This window comes from Pelomonas sp. Root1217 (genome assembly GCF_001425705.1).
Lineage (GTDB): Bacteria > Pseudomonadota > Gammaproteobacteria > Burkholderiales > Burkholderiaceae_C > Pelomonas.
Window position 1 is genome coordinate 726,777 of record NZ_LMDC01000023.1, and the last position, 18,880, is coordinate 745,656.

Sequence of the window (18,880 nt, forward strand, 5' to 3'; positions counted from 1 at the left end):
CCACAGAGACACAGAGGCACAGAGGCGAGCACAGAGAAGCCTGGTCTTTCTCCGTGCCTCTGTGCCTCTGTGGTTGCATTTCGTCAGAAAGCCGCTGCCGCGCGTGGTGGGCTTGGCCTTGGTCGGCCTGCTCGCCGCCTGCGGCGAGCAGGCCCTCTACGCGAAGCTCGACGAGCGCCAGGCCAACGACATGGTCTCGGCGCTGCGCCTGGCCGGCGTGCCGGCGCAAAAGCATGCACGCGAAGACGGCTTCGAGGTGCTCACGGGCGAGGCCGACTTCGCCCGCGCGGTGCAGATCCTCAAGGCCCAGGGCCTGCCCCGCGAGGACTACGACAGCCTGGGCAAGGTCTTCAAGCGCGAGGGCTTCGTGTCGACGCCGGTCGAAGAGCGCGCCCGCCTGATGCACGCGCTGTCGCAGGAGCTGTCGCACACGCTGACCAGCATCGACGGCGTGCTGCAGGCTCGCGTGACGCTGGTGGTGCCCGAGCSCCACCCGCTGTCCGACAAGGTCCAGCCCTCGTCGGCCTCCGTGATGATCAAGCACCGCCCCGGCCTCAATGTCGACGCGCTGCTGCCCAAGGTGCGCGCGCTGGTCGTCAACAGCGTCGAGGGCCTGCCGTATGAAAGCGTCTCGGTCGTCGCCTTCGCGGCCGAGCCCACGCCGGTCGCCCCACCCGTGCCCGAAAGCCAGGCCACGGTGCCGTTGGTGCTGGCCATCACGCTGGGCTCGGCCAGCCTGGGTGCGGCGGGCTGGTTGGGTTGGCGCCGCCGCCGCGCTCAAACCCAGCTCGCACTGGAAGGGGGCGGCCATGACTGAACGCCAGCTGCGCGCGCGCGTCGCACGCCGCCTGCTCGAAGACGCGCCGGTGGAGGCCCGCACGCTGAGCTGGGCGCAGCTCGACGCAGCCCCGGCCTGGCTCGCGCTGGAGCGCGATGAACTGCTGGCACTGGCCCGGCGCTGCGGCTCCGTGCTCGCCGCGCCGGCGCTGCGGCTGTGGATCGCCGGGCCGCTGCGGGAGCTGGCGCGCACCGCCCTGGGCGTGCCCTGGTGGCGGGCGCTGCGCAGTGCGCAGGACTGGCCGGCTCTGCCCGCCGGACTGCCGGCCAGCCTGAGCGACTGGCCCGACGTCACGACGCCGGAAGCCTTGAGCCAGCGCTTCACCGAAGCCGGCGCGGCGGTGCTGCTGGCCGGGCTGCCGCATGGCTCGCTGCGCCACGCCGCCAGCCGCCGGCTCGGGCCGGTCGCAGCCTGGGTGATGCCTCAGGCCACGGCCCAGGCGGTATTGCGTGAAACGCTGGCCTTGCAGGCAAGGGTCATTCAATGAACAACTTCATGCTCTGGCATCGCGACCCCCAGGCCAGGTTGGGCATCGCCTCGGACCGGCGCGTGCTGCGTGCCGCCGAGGTACCGGCCTTGCAGGATGCGCAGCAGCTGCTCGACGCCCTGCACGAGCTGCTGGCGCAGGAGCAGTCGCGCATCGACGCCGCCTGCGAGCGCGCGCGGGCCGAGGGATTGAAGCAGGGCCTGGCCCAGGCCGAGGCCGAGTCGCGCGCGCACCGAGCCGACACGCTGGCTCGACTCACGTGTGCTCACGAGGATGAACGCCTGCGACTGCAGCGCGAAGTGGCCGGCCTGGCGCTGGACATCTTTCAGAAGCTGCTCGGCCAGGTGCCCGCCGAAGAGCGCCTCGCGCGCCTGGCCGCACAGGCTGCGCGCGAGCTGCTGCCCGCGCGCACCTGGCGGCTGCAGGTGCACCCCAGCCAGCTGCCCAACTTGCACGACGCGCTGCAGGCCGCCGACCCCGAGAACAAGACCGGCTTGGCGCAGGCCGAGATCGTGGCCGACGCCGAACTCGTCGAAACCGACTGCCGCCTTGTCACGGAGTTCGGCAGCGCCGATGCGGGCGTGGCGACGCAAGTGCAAAGGCTGGCCCGCGCCTGGGGGCTCAAGCCATGACGCTGAGCCTGGACGTCGAGGTCGGGACCGACACGCTGCGCCGCAGCCTGCAGCGCACCCGCACCGTCGCCACGCTGGGCCGTGTCGTGCAGGCGGGCGGCACGCTGATGCGCGCCACCGGTGTGCAGGCGCGCGTCGGCCAGAGCTGCCGCGTCTTCGATCCCTCGCGCCCGCAGGACGAGGGCCTGCTGGCCGAGGTCATCGGCTTCCAGGGTCACGAGGCCATGCTCGCGCCGCTGGGCTCGCTGCAGGGCTTGCCGGTGGGCGCCGCCGTGGAGGTATTGCACGAGGCCGCGCAGCTGCCCAGCGGCCCGGGGCTGTTGGGTCGCGTTATCGACGCCTTTGGCCAGCCGCTGGATGGGGGGCCGCCGCTGGACCTGCTGCCACGCGTGCCCCTGTATCGCGATGCGCCGTCGCCACTGCAGCGCCGACCGGTGCATGAGCCGCTGGTGTGCGGCGTGCGCGCCATCGATGCCCTGCTGACGGTTGGCGAAGGCCAACGCCTGGGCATCTTCGCGATGGCGGGCGGCGGCAAGTCCACGCTGCTGGGCATGCTGGCGCGCAGCACACGGGCCGAGGTCAATGTCATCGGCATGATCGGCGAGCGCGGCCGCGAGGTGCGCGAGTTCCTGGAAGACAGCCTCGGCCCCGAGGGCCTGGCCCGCTCGGTCGTCGTCGTCTCGACGTCGGACCGGCCCGCGCTGGAGCGGGTGCGCGCCGCCTACGCCGCTACGGCGATTGCTGAAGGCTTTCGTGCGCAGGGCTCACGTGTCGTGCTGATGATGGACTCGGTGACCCGCTTCGCGCGCGGCCTGCGCGAGATCGGCCTGGCCGCCAACGAGCCGGCCGTGCGGCGCGGCTATCCGCCGTCGGTGTTCGCCGAGCTGCCGCGTCTGTTCGAGCGCGCCGGTAATGACGCTCACGGTTCCATCACCGCCTTCTACACGGTGCTGGCCGAAGACGAGGACGGCAACGACCCGGTCGCTGAAGAAGTGCGCTCCATCCTCGACGGCCACCTGGTGCTGTCGCGTGCGCTGGCCCAGGCCCAGCATTACCCGGCCATCGACGTACTGGCCAGCGCCAGCCGTGTCTTCACCCGCGTGACCACGCCCGAGCAGCAGCGCGACGCCGCCCATCTGCGCGCGCTGCTGGCACGGCACAAGGAGGTCGAGTTCCTGCTGCGGGTGGGCGAGTACCAGGCCGGCAGCGACCCGCTGGCCGATCAGGCCATCGAATGCATGCCGCAGATCAAGGCCTTGCTGCAGCAGGCCACGCACGAACCCAGCGACTGGGACGGCTGCCTGCAGCATCTGCGGGAGATCGTGTCGTGAACTTGCTGTCCGACACCGAGGCACGCCAATGGCTGCGCCTGCGCCAGCTGCGCGTGCAGCGCGCGCGCCAGGCGCTGGCGCAGGCGCAGTCCGAAGAGCGCCAGGCCGTCGCCGCGGTCGAGGACCGCGAGGCCCGCATCGAGCAGGGCCGCCGGCTGATCGTCGAGTTGGCGTTTCATTGGGGTGGCGCCGGCAGCGCCGACATGCCTCGCTGGGTGCACCAGGTCCAGGCCCATGGCGAGGCCCTGGGCGAGCGGCTGGAGCGCGATGAGTACGCCTTGCTCGACGAACGCGAGACGCTGGAACAGGCCCAGGCCGAGGTGCAACGGCGCCGTGCCGAGCTTGCCCGGGCCCAGGCCCGCGAAGACGCCGTGGATGCGACGCTGAAGGACCAGCGCCGCCAGATCAGCCAAGCCCGCGAGCAGCAGGCCGAACTGGAAGCCGAAGACGCCTGCCGGGCGGTGCACTGACATGAAGCTGCTCCCGATCATGGTGCCCTCGGTCGCGATGCCGCTGCGCGCGCGACCTGCCATGGCGACGCCGCAGGCCCTGCCAGTTCAGGACACCCACCGCGAGGCGGGTGACGAGTCTGACTGGCGCAACGCCTACCTGCGCCTGCGCGAGCAGGACAAATCCGAGCCCGAGCCTGTACTGCCCATCGTCCCGCCGATGGCGCGGGCCGCGCGCGATCCGGCACCCGAAATGACGGAGGTCCGCGGCGTCGCGGCCACGCCCACCACGGAACGCCTCGCGGCGATGCGCCAGCTCGGCGAACCTCGTCCGTTGGCGAGTCCTGAGGCTCGCATCTGGCAAGTCGAGCTGCCCGCGGCGGCCGGGCCGGCCTGGCAGTTGCACGTCGAACAGGCCCAGCCGCTGGCGCCACTGAACCTGGAGCTGCGCGTGCCGCAGGTCGCCCAGACCCAGGCCCGGCAGCAACTGAGCGACCTGGACAAGCGGCTGCGTGATGCCGGGCATGACGTGCTGAGGTCGCGCCTGCGCGACGGCGCACGAACAGACAAGCGGCGCCGGCCTGTCGACGAGGTGGAATCATGAGCGCAGTGCCGGGCCGCCCCAAGCAAGCTCGCTCCCGCTTGGCGGGACAGGCCGAAGGCCGAAGGGTGCACCAATGAGCGGTATCACCGCCATCCAGGCCCTGTCGCCGGCCGAGACCTGGGAGGCGTGGCAGGCCCTGATCCAAGCCTCGCTGGGTGAGGCGCAAGGTGCGGGCAGCGTGGAAGCTGGCCAGCCCCATCAGCAGCCGCAGCCGACGGAGGCAGCCCAGCCGCTGAGCGCGCCGAACCTGCCCAGCGAGGCCAGCCCGCTGCTGCAGGCCCCTCATGCGCATCAGGCGCACCAGGTCCAGCACGCCCACGAGCCTCAAGCTGCAGCGGCCGCACTGCCGCAGCCGCTGGCCGCTTCCGACGTACCGACGGTGGCTGTGACGCTCCCATTGCAGGCATCGCAGGACAAGCCGGCCGCACCGTCGCCGGTGCAGGCACCATCGACCGGGTTGCTCGGCGACACGCCGATGGCCGCCCTGCGGCTTGCCGATGCGGGTGCGACCGTGCTGCCGATGGCGCCGGTGCTGATGGCACCGCTGACGCTGCAGAACGGCCCCGAGCTGCGCTGGCGCGCGCAGGACGCCGCCAGCTGGCGGCAGCTGTTCGAGGACGCAGGCCGCGATGCGCCGGACGAGCAGGAGCCGCCGATGCTACCGACGCCTGAGGCCATCGAGGCCGAGGCGATGCCGCCGTGGGCGCTGCTGCTGCTGGCCCGGCTGCGCGAGGCGACGCTCGCGCCCGCCGCCGCGGCAGCCCTGCGCCCGGCCCTGCAGGCCTGGCGCGTCGGCCTGCCGGTGCTACTGGCCAGCCCAGCCGGCCTGGCCTGCCTGCAAGCCAGCCGCGATGCCGCCACCTGGCAATGGCGGCGCTGGCCGGCACGTTGGCGCACGGCCCGTCCGGCCACGGTCGAGCGTTGGTGGACCGTGCGCCTGGCGCTAGGCCCCCAGGGCCGACCGCGCACGCTGCGCGACCTGGCCGGAGGTGCGGTGCCCGCGCCGGGCCAGGTCAGCTGCGAGCTGCGCCTGGATGACGTCGCACCGGCGGGATCTTCGGTACTGGCCCATTGGACCGAGGTGCTGGTGCAGGCCCCCGCGAGCGCCAGCCTGCGGGCGCTGCTCGCCGCGCGACCGTCGATCACCTGGCTGTTGTGCAACCAGGCCCTGTGGCCCAGGGAATTTCCATGAACCGCGTCGACGCTGATCTGCTGCACGCCCTGGGCGAGCTGGGCGATGCGCTGGCCATCTTCGATGGCGACTTCCTCGTCGCGCTCAACGCGCCCATGCAGGCCCTGCTGCCGGGCGAGGTCGGCGGCCTGGCCGAGGACTGGGCCCAGCCCCTGCATGGCCTGGCCAGCGCGCTCGTGGCGCCGCTGGGCGTGCGCATGCGCTGCGGCGTGAGCGGCGAGTACGTGGCCCAGCGCGTGGCCCTGGACGCCCGCCATGTGCTGCTGCGCCTGGATGACGAGCGCGAACGCCTGCACCACCTGCAGCGCCAGCTCGACGACCGCGAAGGCCTGCTGTTCACGTCGCGCTCGCTGACGGTCAGCGAGATGGGCAGCGTGCTGGCGCATGAGCTGAACCAGCCCATCGGCGCCACCGCCAACCTGCTGCGCGGCCTCAAGCTGCGCCTGGCCCGCCGCCATCCGGATGACACCGACGAGCTGGCAGCACTGGACAAGGCGGTGCAGCAGGTCACGTATGCCAGCCAGATCATCGGCCGGGTGCGCGAGTACACACAGTCGCGCCAACCCAAAACCGAGAGGCTGGATCTCGTCGAGCTCGTGCACCAGAGCCTTGGCCTGCTCGACTGGGACCTGCAGCGCGAGGCCGTGCGCCTGGTGCTGCGCCTGCCGCTGCAGCCCGTGCCAGTGCAGGGCGATGCCGTCATGCTGCAGCAGGTGCTGATCAACCTGCTGCGCAATGCGCTGGACGCACTGCGCCTGGACCGGCCGGCCGAGCCGCTGATCGACGTCGAGCTGATCGTCGACGGCGCCCGCGCCGAGCTGCGCGTGGGCGACAACGGCCCCGGCATCACGCCGCAGACCGAGGCCCGGCTGTTCGTGCCCTTCAGCTCCACCAAGCCCAATGGCATGGGCCTGGGGCTGTCCATCTGCCGCTCGCTGATCGAGATGCACCAGGGCCGGCTCTGGTTCACGCGCCGCGACGCCGGCGGCTGCTGCTTTCATTTCGCCCTGCCGGTGATGACGGCAGCGGCAACACCCCCCACTCAGGAGAGGACGACATGACCCCTCGGCAAATCTACGTGGTGGACGACAACCACGAGTTCCGCGACTCACTGCGCTTCTGGCTCGAAGGCTTCGGCTGCCAGGTGCGCGACTGGGGCGACCCGCGCGATGCGCTGCAGTCCCTGGCCCGCGTGGCCGTGGGCACGACCTGGCCCGAGTCCACCTGCCTGATGCTGGACGTGCGCATGCCCGAGCTGTCGGGGCTCGACCTGCACGACGCGCTGCGCGAGCGCGGCATCCACCTGCCCGTCATCTACATGAGCGGCCATGCCGACGTGCCGCTGGCCGTGGCCGCGATGCAAAAGCGCGGCGCCGTCTCGCTGCTGGAGAAGCCGCTGGACGACGTGGCGCTGAGCGCGGCCCTGGACCGCGCCTTTGCACCCACGGACGTGGACGCCGGCATCGACACCGAGGTGGAAGGCTCGCGCGAGGAGTTCGAGCGCCGCTCGCAGACGCTGTCGCCGCGCGAGCGCCAGGTGCTGTCCCTGGTCGTCAAGGGCCTGATGAACAAGAACATCGCCGACGAGATCAAGCTGTCGCTGAAGAGCGTGGAGCTGTACCGCTCGCGCGGCATGCGCAAGATGAAGGCGCGTTCGGTCACCGAGCTGACCCGCATCATGGTGAGTCGTCGGGCATGAGCTTCATTCCCCAAGCACTGACGCAGGCGTCGACCTGGCACTACCTGTGCGGCCAGGCGCGGCTGTGCATCAGCGCCGATGATTTCGAGACGGGCGATCTGGTGTCCTGCGCCGCCGAGGCCGCCGTCGTGCTGGACCTGGCGGGCGAACTGCTGGACGCCCTGGCGGCCGCGGGCCTCGTGTCTGCGGCGGATTGGCAATGGGTGGCGCAGTCGGGCGCCATCAGCGTGAGTGGTGCCCAGGCCAGCTGGCGGGGCGCCGAGGTGCAGGCGCAGCTGTCGCTGCCCTGGGCGACGTTGCGCGCACTGGGCAAAGCACCTGAAGTGCCGGGCCTGCAATGGCATGCGACGCCGGCTGAATGCGTGCTGGCCCACTGGCGGCTGGCCGAGGAGGAACTGGCCGCGCTCGAGCCGGGCGGGCTGCTGCTGCTTGAAGCGCCGGCCACTTGCCAGCCACGCGCGCGGGCTGAGGCCGCGGGTGAGCCGCCGTGGCAGCTGGTGGCGCGCTGGGAACAGCCGCTGCCGCTGGAGGTCGTGATGGGCTGGAGCGATGCGCTGCCTGCCGTGCCCATGCACTGCCAGCTCATCGACGCTTCGCGGCCCGAGGTGACGCGGGCCCGTGGCCGCCTCATCCCCTGGGGCACCGGCCAGGCCTTGCGCATCGATTCCCTCTGAGCATGGATCTCAGCACCTTTACCCCGGCCTCGGCCCTCATCACCGTCATCCTGCTGGCGCTGGCGCCCTTCGTGGCCGTGATGATCACGTCCTTCACCAAGCTCGTCGTCGTGCTCAGCCTGCTGCGCAATGCCATGGGCCTGCAGCAGGTGCCGCCCAACGTCGTCATGAACGGCCTGGCCCTGGTGCTGAGCATCTACGTCATGTACCCGGTGGGCGTGGAGATGCAGGAAAGCCTGAGCGCCATGCCGGCCACCAAGGCCGCCTCGGCGTCGACCAGCCAGATGGTGGCCGCGGCCGACGTTGCCAAGGAACCGCTGCGCGAGTTCCTGATCAAGCACAGCCGGCCGCTGGAGCGCGCCTTTTTCCTGAAGACGGCGCAGCGCAGCCTCAAGCCCGAGCAGGCCCAGGCCTTGAGCGAGCGCGACTTCCTCGTCATCGTTCCGGCCTTCACGGTCAGCGAGCTGACGGTGGCCTTCGAGATCGGCTTCCTGATCTTCCTGCCCTTCCTCGTCATCGACCTCGTCATCTCCAACATCCTGATGGCCATGGGCATGCAGATGCTGTCCCCCACGACGGTGTCGCTGCCCTTCAAGCTGCTGCTGTTCGTGCTGATCGATGGCTGGGTGAAATTGACCCATGGCCTCGTGTTGACTTACCAGACATGAAAGTCCAAAGGCAACCACAGAGGCACAGAGAAACGGAGAGCTACTTCCTCTGTGCCTCAGTGCCTCTGTGGTTGCATTTCCAACTTAGAGGGCTGCCGTGAACAGCGAAGTCATCCAACTCACCCAGCAGGCGCTGTGGCTGGTGCTGCTGTTGTCGGCGCCGCCGATCCTCGTGGCGGCCATCGTCGGGTTGCTGATTGCCTTCATCCAGGCGGCCACGCAGCTGCAGGAGCAGACGGTGCAGTACGTGGCCAAGTTCTTCGCCATCGTCGTCACCATCTTCATCACCGCCTCGCTGCTGGGCGGCAGCCTCTACCGGCTCGGCGACAAGGTCTTCAGCGAGTTCCCCGGCATGGTCAAGATCAATCAGTGATGCTGGACTTCTGGATCGGCCATCCCACCGATGCCGTCCTGCTGCTCGGCCTGTCCACCATGCGTGCGGCGGTGGCCTTCCTGCTGGTGCCGCTGTTCACGCAGGACCTGATCCCGGCGCTGATTCGCAACTCGCTGTTCGTTGCCCTGGGCCTGCTCGGCCTGCTGGTGCAGGAGATCAAGCCGTTGCAGCTGAGCGGCTGGCAGTGGGCGATGCTCTACGGCCGCGAGGCCATGCTGGGAGCGGCGATGGGCTTCCTGTTCGCCGGGTTGATGTGGTCCTTCGAGATGGCCGGCCAGCTCATCGACACCAAGGTGGGCTCGTCCCAGGCCCAGGTGCTGGACCCGCTCTCGGGCCACCAGACCTCGCTGACCGGCGCCTTCCTGGCGCGCCTGGCGAGCTGGGTCTTCATGGCCTCGGGGGGCTTCATGCTGTTCGCCGCGCTGCTGCTGGACACTTTCGCGCTGTGGCCCGTCCATGGCGCCTGGCAGCTGCTGCCGGCCGGCATGCTGGCCATAGAGGCCGAGTTCGGCCGCATGCTGCGCCTGGCCCTGATGGTGGCAGCACCGTCGCTCGTGCTGCTCTACCTGGTGGACGGCGTGCTGGGCCTGATCAACCGCTATGCCCAGCAGCTCAATGTGTTCAGCCTGTCCATGTCCATCAAGGCCGTGGTGGGCCATCTGGTGCTGCTGCTGCAACTGGGCAGCCTGGTGGCGCTGTTGAACGAGGAGCTGCTGGCGCGGCCCAGCGTGGTGACGGACCTCATGAAGCGGTTGTTCCACTGAGCATTGCGGCCAACCCTAGCGCGAGCCCGGCCGTACGTTCTGAAATAGCAGCGCCCGCAATTGCCCGGTCCGCGGCGCTGGTCTGAAATGGGCTGACCGACGCGATGCGCGATGAGCTCATCGCCCCATCAGGACAACGCCAAGGGCACCCCATGAGCATCGTTACCCGAACCACGTCGGCCTCCCCGGCCGTGAACGACACGCCGCCGCCCGCCGGCCGCAGCTACGAGGTGCAGCACGGCGACAGCCTGAGCCGCATCGCCAAATCCAACGGCGTGTCGGTGCAGGCGCTGCTGGACGCCAACCCGCAGGTGCGCAACCCGGACGTCATCTACCCGGGCAGCCACCTGACGATCCCGGCGACGCACTACACCGTCCAGCGCGGTGACACGATGCAGCACATCGCGGCCGACCACGGCCTGACGCTGCAGGCGCTGGTGAGCGCGAACCCGCAGGTGCGCAACGCCGACCTGATCCACGTCGGCGACACGCTGAACCTGCCGTCGGTGGGCCATCTGGTGGACGGCCTGCCTGTCGTCGGCTCCGTCGGCCTGGTGCACGACACGCTGCTGCCGGTCTACATGACGGACCCTCGCTACCGCAGCGACATCGGCAAGGCCGCCATCGCCAGCGGCTCGGCACAGTCCACCGTGGAACTGGGGATGACCCGGGCGCTCAACGCCGACCCCACCGGGAAGCGCGATGTGACGCAGCGCCAGATCGCCGAGCCCGCGCTGGCGCGCACCGACGGCACGCGCAACCAGCCGACGCTGAACCTGCAGCGCTTCACCGACCCGTCGCTGGGCTCGAACGCGCTGGCCGCCATCGTCATCGGCAATGCCGAAGGCACGCGCCGCCCCGACGGCGGCTTCACCGCGGCCTATGGTGGCCACACCGACCCGGGCAACGCGGTGCACAACCGCGGCTCCTTCTCCTACCAGCATGCAGCCTCCAGCCCCGCCGATGCCGACCGCCGCCAGCTGACGACGCTGCAGGGCCAGCTGCCGGCCTACGAGGCGGCCGCGCGCCGCGCCGGGCTGGACCCGAACAATGCGCGCCTGGCCTCGGCCTACCTGGACCTGTACAACCAGTCGCCCAGCGCCGCCGGCCGCTTCCTGAACCAGCTCGGCACGCTGCGCGGCCAGCCCATCGACGCGGCGCATATCACCAACCTGCGCGTGAACAGCTACGTCGACGCCTCCACCGGACAGCGCTTCCGGCTCAGCGGCGGGGGCCAGGCAGGCAGCGGCTTCGTCAACATCGCCAACCGGCAGGTGCACGGCACGGCGACCGAAGCCCAGGTGCAGGCCGTCATCCGCGCCGACCAGAAGCGCCGCACCGACGCGGTCGACAGCGCGCTGAACCGTCAGGGCTTGCTCAACGGCACCGCCACCGCGCCGACCCCGGCCGCCGCGGTGCCGGCCTCAGCTTCGGGGACCGGCAAGGCCGCGCGCATCCTGGATGTTGCCCGCGGCGAGATCGGCACCAAGGAGATCAGCGGCGGGCGCGACAACCCGCGCGTGCTGGAGTACCACCAGGCCACGTCCTTGAAGGCCAGGAACGACGAGACCTCGTGGTGCTCTTCCTTCGTCAACTGGACGATGAAGCAGGCCGGCGTGCCAGGCACCAACAGCGCCGCCGCGCGCAGCTGGCTGAACTGGGGCACGTCCGTGCCCAAGGACGCGGCGCATGTGAAGCCGGGCGACGTCATCGTCTTCCCGCGCGGCAACAACCCGGCGCAGGGCCACGTCGCCATCGTCGAGGCCGTGCTGGCCGACGGCCGCGTGAAGGTGGTCGGCGGCAACCAGGGCAACGGGCCCGGCAACCCCGACGGCGTCAACGAGAAGGTACGCTCGCTGTCCGAAGCCATTGGCGTGCGCAGGGCGCCTTGAGCGCGTCCGTCCATCCCACGGTTGGGTTGCACGCACGGCGGTGCGGGCCGGGATACTGGCCCGCCATCCCTTTTGCATTGGACCGATGGCCCGCTCCCTGCTGCCCTTGATCGCCTCGCTGCTTGCCGTGTTCAACGCGCAGGCCCAGGTCACCAAAGACCCGCTGCCCACGCAGTTGGTCTGCCACCCCAGCGACAACCTCACCGCCAACATCAGCTACGAAGCCGGCGGCGCGTTGCTGGGGGCGGGCGTGTATGCGACCTCCGGCACGCATGAATGCAGCGTGCAGTCGCAGGGCGCCGGCGTCGCGCAGCCCGACGGATCAGTGCGATTTGCCTGGACCGACGAGGTCGAAGGCAACAAGCGCTACCAGGCGATCGTGAAGCGCGTGGGCAACGAGGGCTACACGCTGGCCCTGCAGCCCGCCGGCTGCGGCACGATCGCGCTGCCGGCGGCCATCGCGCTGTCCACCCAAGGCAAGGCCTGCAAGGCCGGCGTGGACCGGGACGCGGCCTTCGTGCTGTTCTGGCGCCAGCTGCGCGAGGCCATTGCCAGGCGTGACGGCGAGCTGCTGCAACGCCTGTCGTTGCCCCAGCTGGAGTTCTCCCCGGACTCCGGCACCGTCAAGGCACCCGCGTCCGTCATCCGCAATGCCGCGACCTGCATCCCCGGCATCGTCACGACGGAGTCCGGCACCGACATCGGCACGATGCTGAAAGCCATCGACACCCCGCAACTGGACAAGCCACCGCTGTCCAGGGTGGCCGACAACCGCGTGAGCACCGGCGCCTTCGAGGCGCGCTGGACTGCCCAGGGGTGGCGCCTGTCGTGGTTCAACACCTCACCGGCGGTGTTTTCAACCTGCAAGCCGGGCTGAGCGCTCGTCAAAATATCCAGACCCACGAATTAGGGGCAGCCGCAGTCGCCTTGGCGGATGAGCTTCGCTAAGCTGACCCTCAACTGCCACCCACCTCCGCCACAGCCATGATCGGCGCCCCGCTTTCCTCCTCCGCCTCGCTGTTTTCCACCGCGTCCCTCCGCCCGCTGAATGCCCCTGCGGCGGCGCCGCGTGCCGGTGAACCGGCCTGGATGGACGGGCTGGGTGCCGGCGGCGGCGCCACGCTGCGTGCCGACGTGGCGGTCGACCAGCGCGGACTGTCCGTGCAGCAGCACGCGGAGCGCGTGCTCGCCGCCCTCGTTGCCTGAACTGCTGGCCCAGCCGCGCTGGGTCGAAGCGGCCCAGGCGCTCATTGGCGGCTGCCTCGACCTCGGCCCCCGCCAGGAAGGCGCCATCGCGCTGATGGAGACCGTCTGCAACGGCCTGGGCGACCAGCTCTACCCGGCCTTTTTGCGTGTGCTGGCCGAAGTCAATCTGCGTGGCGAATACGCCGCCCGTGCCGCCGTCGCCCAGACGCTGGCGCAATCCCTCTGCCAGGGCCGCCTGCCCAGCGGCTCGCGCGCGGCTTGGGGTGCGCATCAAGCTGGCGTGCAGCGGCGCAGCCTGGGGCCCATCGAATACCTGTGCCTGGCCGCCTGGCCCCGCACGGGCGAGTCGCGAGGAGCGCCGGAGTTGTCGCCCGAGCAGTTCCAGACCCTGGCCGGCGCGGTGATGGAATTGCTGGACTGCGACGCCGAGGCACGCCTGCTCTACGCAGGTCACCTGTGCGCCGTCGCCGACGACCCGCTGGACGGCACCATGCCGCGCGAGGTGCGCGCGGCCCTGCGCGCATTCGCGCAAAGCTGGCGCAGCCATCCCGATGCCAGCCGGGCCTGCGCGGCCTTTGTCGAGAGCCTGAGTCGGGCCGGGCGCTAAAGCTTGCCGACCGCCTCGTAGCGGGCCACGCCCACGACGCCAAAGACGGCGCGCGTGGATTGGCCCCCAAGGCTGGTCACGGTGATCGCCTGTTGCAGGGGCATCTGGCTGATCAGGGGCTGCGGGCCCATGGCGACCCTGCGAGAGGCTTGGACCTGGGCCAGTTCAATGGACCGGACGACAGCGTCCGTTGCCACGACGGTGGGAAGTTTCATCAAAGAAAGCGTCTGCATCGCGCGGCACCGTGCCGCGGCAGGGTCGGCGAGGCTTGCGTGGCAGCAGCCCGGGCGATCCAGCCGTGCATCCTAGGCAACGGACAGGTCCGCGCCGGGCACGCCGTTGAACGGCGTGTGGCGGATTGCCGCCCGGCGGGCGATTCGAAGCCGCAAGTCCGCTGGATGGTGCCGTGCCCAGCCGGCTCAAGCACGCTGGCATCATGCGCCGCCACGCACATGCAGGTCCTATCGCCACCCTCTCGACACCCATGCCCAACAACAAACCCAAGAAGTGGATTGCAGCGGTCCTCGGTCTCCTTTCCCCACCGGTCGGCATGCTCTATGCCGCGCACGCCAGGGCGGCCCTGGCCTATTTCGCTCTGAGCGTCGTGGTGGGTGTTGTCGGCTTCCTGTCGCCGGCATGGAGGCTGCCGGCCAATGCCGCCGCGCTGCTGCTCATGGTCGCGGGGGCATCGCATGCGTACCGGCGCGCCAAGCACTACCCCGACGAGAAGCCACGCCCGGGCTATAGCCGCTGGTACGGCATCCTGGGCGTCGTCGCTGGCGTCGTCGCGGCGGTGCTGCTCTTCAGGGCCTTCTTCTTCGAGCCCTTTCGCGCCCCTTCGTCGTCCATGCTGCCGACCATCCCTGCCGGCGCCAACCTCATCGTCCAGAAATGGGGCTATGGCAACTACGGCACTTTCGGCAAGACCTTTCTTCGCACGACTCTCTCTTCGCCTCTGTCCCGAGGCGACTTGATCGTCTTCGAGTTTCCCGAGGACCGATCCGTCGTTTTCGTCAAGCGCCTGGTCGGCCTGCCTGGCGACCGCATCGCCTACCGCGGCAAGCAGCTGTTCATCAACGACGCGGCCGTGCCGCTGCGGCCCGCTGGGGATTACGTCGATCCCGAATCCAGACGGACCATTCCTCGATTTGTCGAGACCCTGCCCGGCAGCGAACACGCCGTGCTGATCGGCGAGCAGCCCTTCTTCCTGCGGCCCGACTCGAAGTTCCCCTTCTCCGAGAAATGCACCTACACCGTTGACGAGATGGTCTGCGAAGTGCCGCCCGGTCACTTCTTCACCCTTGGCGACCACCGCGACAACAGCCGCGACAGCCGGATGTGGGGTTTCCTGCCAGCCGATCACATCGTCGGCAAGGTCGTGTTCGTGGGGTCGTGAAGGCGAGGCGGCGCCGGCTTCAGGGTTCCGAGGCCCGCCTGTCAGCCGGCCCTTCCGTCCGCCAAAGCCAAACGCGTCGCCTCATCGCTGGGAAAGAGGTGCTCCACCTTCAGCGACGCCAGCGTGATGTCCAGCGGCGTGCCAAAGCTGGTGATGGTCGAGAAGAAGCTCAGCACCCGGCCGTCCGCCGCACGCAGGCGAAAGGCCAGCACCGGCAGGTTGCCGGTCTCGACCGCGGCCCAGGGCTGCAGCGTCGGGCGCAGCTCGTCCAGCAGCGCGCGCAGCCGCGGCAGGTGCTCGGCCTCGCGGCAGGCGCGGGCCCACATCTCGCCGCACAGCCAGGCCTCGTCCACACACAGTGAGCGCAGGCCGCCAGGCGCAAAGATGGCGCGCAGCAGGTTCAGCGGCTGGCCGAGCATCGCCTGGCCCGGCAAGCCCAGCAGTGTCATCAACCGCGCCAGGCCCTCGTTGGCCATGACGACGTTGTATTCGCCGTCCAGCACCAGGGCCGGCGCCGCGCCGTTGGCGTGGATCAGCTGCTCCAGCGCGGCGCGCACCGGCGCCATCTCTGGTGCTTCCAGCGCGCGCTCCGTGTGTGCGGGCGCGTAGCCGGCGGCCAGCAGGGCCTGGTTGCGCTCCTGCAGCGTCGCGCCAAGAGAGTCGAGCAGGGCGATCAGCGTCTCTCGGCCGGCGCGCGCACGGCCGGTTTCGATGCAGCTGAGATGGCGTTGCGAGACGCCGGCGCGCAGCGAGAGCTCCAGCTGGCTGACGCGGCGCGATTTGCGCAGGGTGGCGAGGGTGGCGGTCATTGGGATGGCGTGGTTAGCAAATGGACGATGCCGGCGGCGAGCAGAAGGATCAGCGCGAAGACATCCAGCTTGAATACGGTGCCCAGGGCCGACGATAGCGGACCGGCCTGCAAGGCCAGCAGCAGGAAGGACGCGACGCTGACGAGGCCCGCGACGAGCCCGAGACCGCGCAGCGCCGGCTGCCAGGCGGCCCAGGCGAGAAGGGCCGCGAGCAGGCCAAAGAGCACGGCGCGGTGGCGCAGCAGCAGCTCCAGCGCGGGGTCGCGGGCATCGACGCCGTAGAGCTTTGACAGCTTGGCCGCACCCAGCACGCCAGCCAGCGGCAGCGCATGCAGCAAGGCGACGAGGGCCAGCGCGAGGGGCACGAACAACTTCATGAGGCCAGACCATAGGCCATGCATCGCGCTGCCGCGATGACCTCCGAGGTCATTGCGGCGATGCACGCGACTGGTGAGCATGAGGCCATCAACCCCCCCAAAGGAGATCGTCATGAGAACCGTCCTGATCCTCGCTCTCGCCGCCTTCGGTGCCTTCTCGACCTATGTGATGTGGCAGGTCGGCTACCTCGGCATCTGGCAGGCCGGCATGAGCAGCCTCGGTGCCTGGCAGGTGCTGCTGGACCTGGTCCTCATGTCATGGATCGCGCTGGGCTTCATCTGGCGCGACGCGCGGCAGACCGGCCGCACGGTCTGGCCGTTCGCGCTGATCACGCTGGCGGCCGGCTCGTTCGGGCCGCTGCTCTATCTGCTGCTCAAGCCTTCGGGCCGTAGCGAGTTCAAGGCGGGGCCGGCTGTGCCAAGCCGCTGAGCGCGGCCTGCAGATTGGTACGTGCCCGCGCCTCAAAGCGCTCGTGCAGGGCCGGTGTGCCGTAGAGCCTGGGCCGCGCCAGAAAGCCGGCCAGGATGGCTCCGCGCTTTTCGTTGAAGACGGCCGCCGGCACATGGGCGGTAAGCGTCCAGCGAACTCACCTTGAACGGCGAGCCCGTGCCGGCCAGGATGGTGTCCACCAAACAAGTTAGGTGGACACCATGTCAGACGCCAAGCCGACCAGTCGCCGGCGACACGATGCAGACCTGAAGCGTCAAGTCATTGCCGCATGCGCGGCACCNACAAGTTAGGTGGACACCATGTCAGACGCCAAGCCGACCAGTCGCCGGCGACACGATGCAGACCTGAAGCGTCAAGTCATTGCCGCATGCGCGGCACCTGGTGCATCCGTGGCCCAGGTGGCGATGAGCTACGGCCTCAACGCCAACCTCGTGCACAAGTGGCGGCGCCTGGCTGAGCACGATGGCGAGCCCGCTGGCTCCCCTGCGTTCGTGCCGGTGTCGGTGGTCACGGAAGCGCCACCGTGCGAGCTGCCGCAGTCCATCGAACTGGAACTGCAGCGCGGCCCGGTCCATGTACGGGTTCGTTGGCCAATGGCGGGCGCCGCTTCCTGCGCCGCCTGGCTGCGCGAGATGCTGCGTTGATCCGGGTGGATGCGGTGTGGCTGGCGGTCGAACCGCTGGACATGCGGGCCGGCACCGACGCTGCCCTGCGGCGCGTGGTCGCGGTCTTCGGCGCCGCACGTCCTCACCACGCCTACCTCTTCGCCAACCGCCGCGCCAACCGGATGAAGGTGCTGGTGCATGACGGTATCGGGGTGTGGCTGGCAGCTCGCCGCCTTAACGCGGGCCGCTTCGTCTGGCCCCGCGATGTGACCGGCACGCTGAGCCTGAGCCGCACTCAGTTCGACGCCCTGGTGCTTGGCCTGCCCTGGCAGCACGTCGGCGAGGCCGGCGTCATCACGCTGCTGTAGCCGCGCGTCCATTGCTGCATCTGCCGATGGCCGGCGCGGCGCGGGGCAGGCAGCATCACCACTCGTGATTGCCGACGACCTCGACACGCTCGATGCCCACCAACTGCGCGATGCCCTGCGGGCTGCACGCGCAGAGGGTGCATTCAAGCAGGCCGTCATCGAGAAGCTCACGCACGAGAACGCACTGCTCAAGCGACTGAAGTTCGCTGCGCAGAGCGAGCGGTTCAACGCCGAGCAGAAGAGCCTGCTGGACGAGACGCTGGACAGCGACCTGGCGGCGGTGGCCGCCGAGATTGAGGCACTGCAGCCAGTCCGCGCCGCTGGCAAGCGGCAACAGCCCCGGCGCGAGAAGCTACCGGCGCACCTGCCGCGCCGCGACGTGTGCCATGAACCCACGAACACCACCTGCGGTTGCGGCCAGGCCATGCAACGCATCGGCGAGGACGTGGCCGAGAAGCTCGACTACCAGCCCGGCGTCTTCACCGTCGAGCGCCATATCCGCGGTAAGTGGGTCTGCAAGTGCTGCGAGCGGATCGTGCAGGCGCCGGTCGCGCCGCACATCATCGACAAGGGCCTGCCGACGACCGGCCTGCTGGCCCAGGTGCTGGTCGCCAAGTACCTGGACCACCTGCCGCTGTACCGACAGGAGGCCATCTTCGAGCGTGCCGGGCACGCCATCGCGCGCTCCACACTGGCCCAGTGGGTTGGCGAGTGCGGTGTGCAGCTGCAGCCGCTGGTGGACGCGCTGGCTGCGGAACTGCGGCGCCAGCCGGTGCTTCACGCCGACGAGACTCCCGTTGCCATGCTCAAGCCCGGCCACGGCAAGACACACCGCGCCTACCTGTGGAGCTACTGCAGCACGCAGTTCGGCCCGCTGCAGGCCGTCGTCTTCGACTTCGCCGACAGCCGAGGTGGCCAGCACGCCCGCAACTTCCTCGGACTGCCCGGGACGCCAGGCACGCCAGCTTGGCAAGGCAAGCTCGTCTGTGACGACTTCGCCGGCTACAAGGCTTGCTTCGAGCTGGGCGTGACGGAGGTCGGCTGCATGGCGCACGCACGGCGCAAGTTCCATGAACTCTGGGCCAACAACGGCAGCCAAGTTGGCGAGCAGGCGCTGAAGTTCTTCGGCCAGCTCTATGAGGTGGAGCGAGCAGCGGTCAACGCTGACAGCCAAGCCAGGCTTGAAGCCCGCCGAGCAGCCCGGCCGGTGGCCGATGCACTGAACCAGTGGCTGCGGCAACAGCGCCAGCRAGTGCCGGATGGCTCAGCCACCGCAAGAGCCATCGACTACAGCCTCAAGCGCTGGGCGGCGCTGACTCGCTACCTCGATGACGGTGACCTGCCCATCGACAACAACTGGGTGGAGAACCGCATCCGGCCCATTGCGCTGGGGCGGCAGAACTGGCTCTTCGCGGGCAGCTTGCGCGCGGGCAAGCG

The 18,880-nt window shown here is 69.8% G+C and carries 24 protein-coding genes; 21 read left to right on the forward strand and 3 right to left on the reverse strand.

Annotation, left to right across the window (positions count from 1 at the left end; genetic code table 11):
* Window positions 1–73 precede the first annotated feature (73 nt).
* From sctJ to ASC95_RS17715, 16 genes are all read left to right on the forward strand, one after another.
* Window positions 74–817: a type III secretion system inner membrane ring lipoprotein SctJ gene (gene sctJ, locus ASC95_RS17635; protein WP_057299001.1), complete on the forward strand. Its 744-nt coding sequence runs from the start codon at window positions 74–76 to the stop codon at window positions 815–817.
* Window positions 810–1,325, forward strand: coding sequence for a hypothetical protein (locus tag ASC95_RS17640; RefSeq protein WP_057299002.1), 516 nt, complete (start codon window positions 810–812; stop codon window positions 1,323–1,325). Before sctJ ends, ASC95_RS17640 begins: the two co-directional genes overlap by 8 nt.
* Window positions 1,322–1,957 carry a FliH/SctL family protein gene (locus ASC95_RS17645; protein ID WP_057299003.1) on the forward strand — a complete coding sequence of 212 codons (636 nt, stop codon included), beginning with the start codon at window positions 1,322–1,324 and terminating at the stop codon, window positions 1,955–1,957. Before ASC95_RS17640 ends, ASC95_RS17645 begins: the two co-directional genes overlap by 4 nt.
* Window positions 1,954–3,288: a FliI/YscN family ATPase gene (locus tag ASC95_RS17650; protein WP_057299004.1), complete on the forward strand. Its 1,335-nt coding sequence runs from the start codon at window positions 1,954–1,956 to the stop codon at window positions 3,286–3,288. The genes ASC95_RS17645 and ASC95_RS17650 overlap by 4 nt, the downstream gene beginning before the upstream one ends.
* On the forward strand, window positions 3,285–3,758 hold the full coding sequence (locus tag ASC95_RS17655) for a hypothetical protein (RefSeq protein WP_157256374.1): 474 nt from the start codon (window positions 3,285–3,287) through the stop codon (window positions 3,756–3,758). The genes ASC95_RS17650 and ASC95_RS17655 overlap by 4 nt, the downstream gene beginning before the upstream one ends.
* Before the next feature lies 1 nt (window position 3,759).
* A complete protein-coding gene (locus ASC95_RS17660) occupies window positions 3,760–4,341 on the forward strand; it encodes a hypothetical protein (protein ID WP_057299006.1) in 582 nt (193 codons plus the stop codon).
* Between the two features lie 73 nt (window positions 4,342–4,414).
* Entirely contained in the window at window positions 4,415–5,533 is a 1,119-nt protein-coding gene (locus tag ASC95_RS17665; protein ID WP_057299007.1) for a hypothetical protein, read from the forward strand.
* A complete protein-coding gene (locus ASC95_RS17670; RefSeq protein WP_057299008.1) occupies window positions 5,530–6,594 on the forward strand; it encodes a sensor histidine kinase in 1,065 nt (354 codons plus the stop codon). Before ASC95_RS17665 ends, ASC95_RS17670 begins: the two co-directional genes overlap by 4 nt.
* Window positions 6,591–7,232, forward strand: coding sequence for a response regulator transcription factor (locus ASC95_RS17675; RefSeq protein ID WP_057299009.1), 642 nt, complete (start codon window positions 6,591–6,593; stop codon window positions 7,230–7,232). Before ASC95_RS17670 ends, ASC95_RS17675 begins: the two co-directional genes overlap by 4 nt.
* Window positions 7,229–7,906 (forward strand): hypothetical protein, encoded by a 678-nt coding sequence (locus ASC95_RS17680; protein ID WP_057299010.1) that lies wholly within the window; start codon window positions 7,229–7,231, stop codon window positions 7,904–7,906. The genes ASC95_RS17675 and ASC95_RS17680 overlap by 4 nt, the downstream gene beginning before the upstream one ends.
* Window positions 7,907–7,908: 2 nt before the next feature.
* The gene (gene sctR / locus ASC95_RS17685; RefSeq protein ID WP_057299011.1) at window positions 7,909–8,574 is read left to right on the forward strand and encodes a type III secretion system export apparatus subunit SctR; all 666 of its coding nucleotides are present in this window, start codon (window positions 7,909–7,911) and stop codon (window positions 8,572–8,574) included.
* A gap of 97 nt (window positions 8,575–8,671) precedes the next feature.
* The gene (sctS, locus tag ASC95_RS17690) at window positions 8,672–8,947 is read left to right on the forward strand and encodes a type III secretion system export apparatus subunit SctS (protein WP_057299012.1); all 276 of its coding nucleotides are present in this window, start codon (window positions 8,672–8,674) and stop codon (window positions 8,945–8,947) included.
* Complete coding sequence (sctT, locus tag ASC95_RS17695) at window positions 8,947–9,732, forward strand: type III secretion system export apparatus subunit SctT (protein WP_057299013.1); 786 nt, start codon at window positions 8,947–8,949, stop codon at window positions 9,730–9,732. Before sctS ends, sctT begins: the two co-directional genes overlap by 1 nt.
* A gap of 152 nt (window positions 9,733–9,884) precedes the next feature.
* Window positions 9,885–11,624 (forward strand): TIGR02594 family protein, encoded by a 1,740-nt coding sequence (locus ASC95_RS32275; RefSeq protein ID WP_162250795.1) that lies wholly within the window; start codon window positions 9,885–9,887, stop codon window positions 11,622–11,624.
* Between the two features lie 85 nt (window positions 11,625–11,709).
* A complete protein-coding gene (locus ASC95_RS17705; protein WP_057299015.1) occupies window positions 11,710–12,501 on the forward strand; it encodes a hypothetical protein in 792 nt (263 codons plus the stop codon).
* Window positions 12,502–12,822: 321 nt separating this feature from the next.
* Window positions 12,823–13,437 carry a hypothetical protein gene (locus ASC95_RS17715; RefSeq protein WP_057299017.1) on the forward strand — a complete coding sequence of 205 codons (615 nt, stop codon included), beginning with the start codon at window positions 12,823–12,825 and terminating at the stop codon, window positions 13,435–13,437.
* Here ASC95_RS17715 and ASC95_RS17720 read toward each other — a convergent pair.
* Complete coding sequence (locus ASC95_RS17720) at window positions 13,434–13,652, reverse strand: hypothetical protein (protein ID WP_157256375.1); 219 nt, start codon at window positions 13,650–13,652, stop codon at window positions 13,434–13,436. The two genes, ASC95_RS17715 and ASC95_RS17720, sit on opposite strands and share 4 nt — an antisense overlap.
* 269 nt (window positions 13,653–13,921) lie before the next feature.
* Between ASC95_RS17720 and lepB the strand changes: the two genes are divergently transcribed.
* Window positions 13,922–14,833, forward strand: coding sequence for a signal peptidase I (lepB, locus tag ASC95_RS17725; protein ID WP_057299019.1), 912 nt, complete (start codon window positions 13,922–13,924; stop codon window positions 14,831–14,833).
* Window positions 14,834–14,874: 41 nt separating this feature from the next.
* Here lepB and ASC95_RS17730 read toward each other — a convergent pair whose 3' ends face one another.
* Together ASC95_RS17730 and ASC95_RS17735 are read right to left on the reverse strand one after the other, a co-directional pair.
* Complete coding sequence (locus tag ASC95_RS17730; RefSeq protein WP_057299020.1) at window positions 14,875–15,642, reverse strand: helix-turn-helix domain-containing protein; 768 nt, start codon at window positions 15,640–15,642, stop codon at window positions 14,875–14,877.
* A complete protein-coding gene (locus ASC95_RS17735; protein WP_057299021.1) occupies window positions 15,639–16,019 on the reverse strand; it encodes a hypothetical protein in 381 nt (126 codons plus the stop codon). Before ASC95_RS17735 ends, ASC95_RS17730 begins: the two co-directional genes overlap by 4 nt.
* 112 nt (window positions 16,020–16,131) lie before the next feature.
* Between ASC95_RS17735 and ASC95_RS17740 the strand changes: the two genes are divergently transcribed.
* The 4 genes from ASC95_RS17740 to ASC95_RS17755 form a co-directional block, all read left to right on the forward strand.
* Window positions 16,132–16,449 (forward strand): hypothetical protein, encoded by a 318-nt coding sequence (locus tag ASC95_RS17740; RefSeq protein WP_057299022.1) that lies wholly within the window; start codon window positions 16,132–16,134, stop codon window positions 16,447–16,449.
* Between the two features lie 320 nt (window positions 16,450–16,769).
* The gene (locus ASC95_RS17745; protein ID WP_057299023.1) at window positions 16,770–17,114 is read left to right on the forward strand and encodes a transposase; all 345 of its coding nucleotides are present in this window, start codon (window positions 16,770–16,772) and stop codon (window positions 17,112–17,114) included.
* Between the two features lie 5 nt (window positions 17,115–17,119).
* Entirely contained in the window at window positions 17,120–17,443 is a 324-nt protein-coding gene (tnpB, locus tag ASC95_RS17750) for an IS66 family insertion sequence element accessory protein TnpB (protein ID WP_235537959.1), read from the forward strand.
* A gap of 103 nt (window positions 17,444–17,546) precedes the next feature.
* A partial coding sequence (locus ASC95_RS17755) for an IS66 family transposase (protein WP_235537960.1) occupies window positions 17,547–18,880 on the forward strand: 1,334 nt, incomplete at its 3' end.

What these genes read in the sequence shown, in the direction of transcription:
- ASC95_RS17640 (WP_057299002.1), top strand. Translation starts at nt 810, where the DNA reads ATGACTGAACGCCAGCTGCGCGCGCGCGTCGCACGCCGCCTGCTCGAA.
- ASC95_RS17645 (WP_057299003.1), top strand. Translation starts at nt 1,322, where the DNA reads ATGAACAACTTCATGCTCTGGCATCGCGACCCCCAGGCCAGGTTGGGC.
- ASC95_RS17650 (WP_057299004.1), top strand. Translation starts at nt 1,954, where the DNA reads ATGACGCTGAGCCTGGACGTCGAGGTCGGGACCGACACGCTGCGCCGC.
- ASC95_RS17660 (WP_057299006.1), top strand. Translation starts at nt 3,760, where the DNA reads ATGAAGCTGCTCCCGATCATGGTGCCCTCGGTCGCGATGCCGCTGCGC.
- ASC95_RS17665 (WP_057299007.1), top strand. Translation starts at nt 4,415, where the DNA reads ATGAGCGGTATCACCGCCATCCAGGCCCTGTCGCCGGCCGAGACCTGG.
- ASC95_RS17670 (WP_057299008.1), top strand. Translation starts at nt 5,530, where the DNA reads ATGAACCGCGTCGACGCTGATCTGCTGCACGCCCTGGGCGAGCTGGGC.
- ASC95_RS17675 (WP_057299009.1), top strand. Translation starts at nt 6,591, where the DNA reads ATGACCCCTCGGCAAATCTACGTGGTGGACGACAACCACGAGTTCCGC.
- ASC95_RS17680 (WP_057299010.1), top strand. Translation starts at nt 7,229, where the DNA reads ATGAGCTTCATTCCCCAAGCACTGACGCAGGCGTCGACCTGGCACTAC.
- sctR (WP_057299011.1), top strand. Translation starts at nt 7,909, where the DNA reads ATGGATCTCAGCACCTTTACCCCGGCCTCGGCCCTCATCACCGTCATC.
- sctT (WP_057299013.1), top strand. Translation starts at nt 8,947, where the DNA reads ATGCTGGACTTCTGGATCGGCCATCCCACCGATGCCGTCCTGCTGCTC.
- ASC95_RS32275 (WP_162250795.1), top strand. Translation starts at nt 9,885, where the DNA reads ATGAGCATCGTTACCCGAACCACGTCGGCCTCCCCGGCCGTGAACGAC.
- ASC95_RS17705 (WP_057299015.1), top strand. Translation starts at nt 11,710, where the DNA reads ATGGCCCGCTCCCTGCTGCCCTTGATCGCCTCGCTGCTTGCCGTGTTC.
- ASC95_RS17720 (WP_157256375.1), bottom strand. Translation starts at nt 13,652, where the DNA reads ATGAAACTTCCCACCGTCGTGGCAACGGACGCTGTCGTCCGGTCCATT.
- lepB (WP_057299019.1), top strand. Translation starts at nt 13,922, where the DNA reads ATGCCCAACAACAAACCCAAGAAGTGGATTGCAGCGGTCCTCGGTCTC.
- ASC95_RS17730 (WP_057299020.1), bottom strand. Translation starts at nt 15,642, where the DNA reads ATGACCGCCACCCTCGCCACCCTGCGCAAATCGCGCCGCGTCAGCCAG.
- ASC95_RS17735 (WP_057299021.1), bottom strand. Translation starts at nt 16,019, where the DNA reads ATGAAGTTGTTCGTGCCCCTCGCGCTGGCCCTCGTCGCCTTGCTGCAT.
- ASC95_RS17740 (WP_057299022.1), top strand. Translation starts at nt 16,132, where the DNA reads ATGAGAACCGTCCTGATCCTCGCTCTCGCCGCCTTCGGTGCCTTCTCG.
- ASC95_RS17745 (WP_057299023.1), top strand. Translation starts at nt 16,770, where the DNA reads ATGTCAGACGCCAAGCCGACCAGTCGCCGGCGACACGATGCAGACCTG.